The 6,158-nt window shown below is 69.0% G+C and carries 5 protein-coding genes; 3 read left to right on the top strand and 2 right to left on the bottom strand.

Annotated features, from left to right (window positions below; all coding sequences use genetic code 11):
• Both AB0J09_RS53630 and AB0J09_RS53625 read right to left on the bottom strand, forming a co-directional pair.
• On the bottom strand, positions 1–394 hold a 394-nt coding region (locus AB0J09_RS53630), incomplete at its 3' end, for an ATP-binding cassette domain-containing protein (RefSeq protein WP_360709876.1).
• A 202-nt stretch (positions 395–596) separates the two neighbouring features.
• Positions 597–1,397 carry a DeoR/GlpR family DNA-binding transcription regulator gene (locus AB0J09_RS53625; RefSeq protein WP_360709874.1) on the bottom strand — a complete coding sequence of 267 codons (801 nt, stop codon included), beginning with the start codon at positions 1,395–1,397 and terminating at the stop codon, positions 597–599.
• Positions 1,398–1,559: 162 nt separating this feature from the next.
• Here AB0J09_RS53625 and AB0J09_RS53620 point away from each other — a divergent pair, with 162 nt between their 5' ends.
• The 3 genes from AB0J09_RS53620 to AB0J09_RS53610 form a co-directional block, all read left to right on the top strand.
• Entirely contained in the window at positions 1,560–4,085 is a 2,526-nt protein-coding gene (locus AB0J09_RS53620) for a PA14 domain-containing protein (RefSeq protein ID WP_360709872.1), read from the top strand.
• 213 nt (positions 4,086–4,298) lie between these two features.
• Complete coding sequence (locus AB0J09_RS53615) at positions 4,299–5,366, top strand: ABC transporter substrate-binding protein (RefSeq protein ID WP_360709870.1); 1,068 nt, start codon at positions 4,299–4,301, stop codon at positions 5,364–5,366.
• A gap of 1 nt (position 5,367) precedes the next feature.
• Positions 5,368–6,158 (top strand): ATP-binding cassette domain-containing protein (locus AB0J09_RS53610; RefSeq protein ID WP_360709868.1); only part of this gene is annotated, 791 nt, incomplete at its 3' end.

The following is a 6,158-nucleotide window of genomic DNA, read 5'->3' as shown; positions in this document are numbered from 1 at the left end:
GGCGCCGCACGTCGACTTCCAGCCCGTACGCGGCCAGCAGCCTTTCGGCGGTGGCGTGCACGGCCGCCGCGTCGATCAGCCCCAGCCGTCCCCTCGGCTCGCGGCCGAGGAGGAGGTTGCGGGCGATGCTCATGGTCGGTACGAGGTTCGTCTCCTGATGGATCGTGGCGATCCCGGCGCGTTTGGCGTCGGCCGGGCCGGTGAACCTGACCGGCTCGCCCAGGAGGCGCAGCTCGCCCGCGTCCGGCTGGTGCACCCCGGAGAGCACCTTCACCAGGGTCGACTTGCCCGCTCCGTTGCCGCCGATCAGCGCGTGCACCTCGCCTGGGCGCACGGACAGGGTGACGTGGTCGAGGGCGGTGACACCCTGGAACGTCTTGAGAACGCCTGCCACCTGTAGCACGGTTGCCTCCGCCTCGATCGTGGTCGAGGAAGGAAACATTATAGTAACGGGCTTGTCACATTCGATCAGAAGCGGACTTACGACGGGCGCGATCCGTGACGCGCCGTACTCCGGCCGGAGTCTTTGGGAGGGGTCCCGTGGTGAGGTGCCACCCCTGATCCGCCGTACTTCGGCCGGGCCCGGCCGAGGAGGGTCAGAACTGGGCGACGTGCAGGCGGACCCCGCGGGCGCTCAGGTCGTCGAGCACGTCGCGGGGTGCGGCGTCGTCCGTGACCAGGTGGTCGATCCGGTCGGGCGGCACCGTCTGGACCATCGTGTCCACGCCGATCTTGGTGTGGTCGGCCAGTACCACGACCTCCTCCGCGGCCGTCGCCAGCGCGCGGTCCACGCCCGCCACCTGCATGTTGGGCGTCGACAGCCCGCGTTCGGCGGTCAGGCCGTTACCTGAGATGAACGCCCTGCGTACCCGCAGCCCCGCCAGCGAGTGCTCGGCCGCGCTGCCCACCAGCGCGAGGATCGAGCCGCGCAGCGTGCCGCCGGTCAGCATCACCTCGACCCGCGGCGACCCGGCCAGCACCTGTGCGACCAGCAGCGAGTTGGTCACCACGGCCAGCTCGGAATGCCTGGTCAGGCGGCGGGCGAACTCCTGCGTGGTGGTGCCGGGACCGATCACGATCGCGTCGCCGTCCTCGACGAGCGCGGCCGCCAGGTCGGCGATGGCGCCCTTCTCGGCGGACTCCAGCGAGACCTTGTGTGCGTAACCGGCCTCGCGCGACAGCTCGCCCGGCAGGGTGGCGCCGCCGTGGTGGCGGTTGAGCAGGCCCTCCGACTCCAGCGCGCGCAGGTCGCGGCGGACGGTGACCTCGGAGGAGTGGACGGCCTGGGCGAGTTCGCGCAGCGACACCGCGCCGTTGGCGCGCACCAGCTCCAGGATGCGCTGCCGGCGTTCAGCGGCGAACACGGGCCTGCGTCCGTCGCTCTGCGTGTCGCTCACGTCCCGATCATAGTGGACGGGCCAAGATGCGTTCGCCTCTGACCGTATGAGAACGAATTTGATCGGAAATCTTGACCGGCTCGGTCCGCCGGTGCTTACTTTGGAGCATGTCAGGGTCAAAAGTTGTCCGAACCTGATCGGCGCGTTTCGAAAGGACCCCCCGTGCGTAAGCGCCTCGCGTTGTCGCTGGCCGTACTGATGTCCCTGTTATGGCAGCCGTCCCCCGCCACCGCCGCTCCCGACGCGGCCGCCGGCGCGCGGAACGGGCTGCGCGGTGACTACTACCTCGCCTCCGGGGCGGGGAAGTTCGACTTCGCCGAGCTTAAGGCGAGCGTTCTCGACCCCAGCCTGGAGCTGACAGACCTGAATCCGGCGTTCAAGCTGCTGACCGGCAGGGAGGACGACGTCTCCGTACGGTGGACGGGGCAGATCCAGCCCAAGTACTCCGAGACGTACACCTTCTCGATGATCGGCGACAACGGCTTCCGCCTGTGGGTGGACGGCAAGCCGATCATCGAGCACTGGGTGGACGACTGGGACCGCGAGCAGACCGGCACCCCGATCGCCCTGGAGGCGGGTAAGAAGTACGACTTGAAGGTCGAGTACTTCGAGCACTTCGGCGGCGCCAACCTCCGGCTGCGCTGGCAGAGTCCGAGCCAGCCGAAGGAGATCGTGCCCGTGGAGGCGTTCACGCTGCCCGAGGGCTTCGAGCCGCCCGGCCCGTCCGACGCCAGGGTGGACGCGGGCGGTGACGTCGCGACTCTCACGTTCGCCAAGGCTCTGAGCCCGCTCCCGGCGGACGCGGCGAGCAAGCTGGACATCACGGTCGCAGGCACCAAGTGGCCCACAAGCTCAGCAGTCCTGAAAAATCCGCAAACGGTCGAGCTGAAGCTGAAATATCCGATCCCGGCCAAGGCCGGCAGCACCATCCGCGCCGCCTACAACGGCGCCGGCGGCCTCGCCTACACCGACGGAACCCCCGTCGAGGCCTTCCCGTACGGCTTCGTGATCAACGGGTCCGGCTACATCCTGCGTACGAAGTGGGCCGACGACGTCAACCCGGCCAACCCGCTGCCCGAATATCCCAGGCCCCAGCTCGTCAGGGACCAGTGGCGCAGCCTCAACGGCAAGTGGCAGTTCACCCCGGCCAAGGCGGGCGAGGCCGCGCCCATCGGCCGTGACCTGCCCGAACGCATCGTGGTGCCGTACCCGGTGGAGTCGCAGCTGTCCGGCATCGGCCGGCACGAGGAGCGCATGTGGTACCGCCGGACGTTCGACGTGCCTCGCAACTGGCGCGGCGAGCGGCTGCTGCTGCACCTCGACGCGGTGGACTGGGACTCCACGGTGTACGTGAACGGCGAGCAGGTCGCCACCCACAAGGGCGGCTACGGCCGGATCACCGCTGACGTGACCGACGCGCTCAAGCGCAGTGGCCCGCAGGAGCTGATCGTCGGCGTGTACGACCCGACCGACGCGGGCACCCAGGCCATCGGCAAGCAGCGGCTCGACCCGAGCGGCATCTGGTACACCGCGAACTCCGGCATCTGGCAGACCGTCTGGATCGAGCCGGTCGGCAAGGAGCACATCGACCGCGTCGACACCGTGCCCGACCTGCGCGGCCAGGCCCTCTACGTGACGGTCCACGGCACGGGCGGCAAGGCCACGGTCGTCGCCAGGGACGGCCGCCGCGTCGTGGGCAAGGTGACCGGCCAGGTGGGCCAGGAGCTCAGGCTCCCGGTGCCGAACCCCAAGCTCTGGACCCCGGAGAACCCGCACCTGTACGACCTGGAGGTCGAACTCAAGGACGACAAGGTCGAGTCCTACTTCGGGATGCGCTCCATCGCGGTCGCCGGCAACCGGGTTCTGCTGAACGGCCGGCCCGTCTTCCAGCTCGGCCCCCTCGACCAGGGCTTCTGGCCCGACGGCATCTACACCCCGCCGACCGACGAGGCACTGCGGTACGACCTGGAGCAGACCAAGGCCCTCGGCTTCAACACCGTGCGCAAGCACGTCAAGGTCGAGTCCGACCGTTGGTACTACTACGCCGACAAGCTCGGCCTGCTGGTCTGGCAGGACATGCCGGCGGCGTTCCGCACGAATGACAGACCGCAGTTCGAGGCCGAGCTGCGCGAGCTGGTGGACCAGCACCGCAGCAGCCCGTCGATCGTCATGTGGGTGCCGTTCAACGAGGGCTGGGGACAGTATGACCAGGCGCGCATCGCCGACCTGGTCAAGAGCTGGGACCCGTCGCGCCTGGTGGACAACATGAGCGGGGTCAACTGCTGCGGCGCGGTGGACGGCGGCAACGGCGACGTCAAGGACTTCCACATCTACCCCGGCCCCGGCAACCCCGGCAAGCCGTCGGGGACGCGGGCGAACGTACTCGGCGAGTACGGCGGGCTCGGCCTGCCGCTGATCGGCCACACCTGGTCGGGCGGCGGCTGGGGCTACGCCGTCGAGCCCGACCCGGACGCCCTCACCACCCGGTACGTCGGGATGATCAACGAGCTCGCGCGGCTGCACGCCTGCGAGCAGCTCAGCGCCGCGATCTATACCCAGACCACCGACGTGGAGACCGAGCTGAACGGCCTGATGACGTACGACAGGGCGATCACCAAGCCGGACGTGAAGCGCGTGCACGACGCCAACACGGCACTGACGAGCGCCATCAACCCGCCCTGCACCTGAACACCCCCACTTGAAACACCGCACTTGAAACACCGCACCTGAAGCGGCGCACCTGAAACACCCTCACCTGAAACGCGCGTGAAGCTCGTGCTCGAACCGCGGGCGCCGAGTTCGCGCCTGAAGCGCGGGCGTGAACTCGGCGCCCGCGGGTGAAACGCCGGTCGCCCGGACCCCTGTGGTCCGGGCGCCGGGGCTGATAGGAAAGGAACCGCCATGACCCCCCATATCCGGACAGCCGCATTAGCGCTGGCCGTACTCCTCACCGCGGCCGCCTGCGCCAAGGCGGAGCAGCCGCAGAGCGCGCCCGCCACCGCCAGCACGGCGGGGCAGCAGGTCGTGCAGTCGCCCAGCGGCTCGGCCGGGCCGACGTGCACGCTCGACCAGTTCGGCGGCAAGAAGTTCGACCTCAAGACGGCCACGGTCGGCTTCTCCCAGTCGGAGAAGGAGGCCAACCCGTTCCGCATCGCCGAGACCAAGTCGATCAAGGACGAGGCGGCCAAGCTGGGCATCACCAATCTCAAGGTCACCAACGCCCAGTCGCAGTTCTCCAAGCAGATCACCGACGTACAGCAGCTCATCGCCCAGGGCGTACAGCTCCTCGTCATCGCGCCCCTGAACTCCGACGGCTGGGAGCCCGTGCTCCAGCAGGCCGCCGCCAAGAAGATCCCGATCATCACGGTGGACCGGAAGATCAACGCCAAGGCGTGCAGCGACTACCTGACGTTCATCGGCTCGGACTTCTACGAGCAGGGCAAGCGCGCCGCCGACCGCATGATCGAGGCGCTGAACGGCAAGGGCAAGGTCGCCATCCTGCTCGGCGCCCCCGGCAACAACGTCACGACCGAGCGCACGAACGGCTTCAAGGACCGCGTCAAGGAGAAGGCTCCCGGCATCGCGATCTCGTTCGAGCAGACCGGCGAGTTCGCCCGCGAGAAGGGGCAGCAGGTCACCGAACAGCTCATCCAGTCCAACCCTGACATCAACGGCATCTACGCCGAGAACGACGAGATGGCGCTGGGCGCCGTCACCGCGCTGAAGGGCGCGGGCAAGGAGCCCGGCGACATCAAGATCGTGTCGGTGGACGGGACCCGCAGCGCCGTCCAGGGCATCGCCGACGGGTGGCTGCACTCGGTCATCGAGTCGAACCCCCGCTTCGGCCCGCTCGCCTTCGAGACCGCCCAGAAGTTCCTCGACGGCCAGCCCATCCCAGACAAGGTGATCATTTCCGATCGCGACTACGACACGAGCAACGCCAAGGACTCGCTCGGTGAGGCGTACTGACTTGGAAGCTGTTCTCGAGGCTCGGGGGGTCAGCAAGCGCTTCCCCGGCGTGCTCGCTCTCGATGGCGTGTCCCTCGCCCTTCGCCCGGGCGAGGTGCACGCTCTCGTCGGCGAGAACGGCGCGGGCAAGTCGACGCTGATCAAGGTCTTCACCGGCGTGTACCGGCCGGACGGCGGCGAGCTGCGCTACCAGGGCGCGGCCGCCGCGTTCGGCACCCCCATGGACGCGCAGCGCGCCGGGATCTCCACCATCTACCAGGAGGTCAACCTCGTCCCGATGATGAGCGTGGCCCGCAACCTGCTCCTCGGCCGCGAGCCGCGCGGCCGCTTCGGCGTGATCGACGCGGCCGCGATGTACGGGGAGGCGGAACGCGTTCTCACCGGGTACGGGGTCGCGACCGACGTCCGCCGCCCCCTGCGCACCCTCGGCGTCGGCGCGCAGCAAATGGTCGCCCTGGCCAGGGCGGTCTCCGTGGACGCGCGGGTGGTCATCATGGACGAGCCCACGTCGTCGCTGGAGCCGCGTGAGGTGGAGACGCTGTTCGGGGTGATCCGGCGGCTGCGGGACGCCGGGATCGCCGTCATGTACGTCAGCCACCGGCTGGACGAGCTGTACCGGGTGTGCGACCAGGTGACGGTGCTCAGGGACGGTCGTGTCGCCCACACGGGACCGCTCGCCGACGTGGAACGGCTGCGGCTCATCTCTCTCATGCTGGGCCGCGACCTGAACGAGGTACGCACCGGCGGCCTCACCCGCTTCTCCCGCACCCGCCACCGCCCAACGACCACCCC

Origin of the sequence: Nonomuraea sp. NPDC049784 (assembly GCF_040659615.1) — a bacterium.
In the GTDB taxonomy this organism is placed as follows: Bacteria; Actinomycetota; Actinomycetes; order Streptosporangiales; family Streptosporangiaceae; genus Nonomuraea.
Note: the sequence above shows the minus strand (reverse complement) of the source record. Positions and strands in the feature narration are given on the sequence as shown.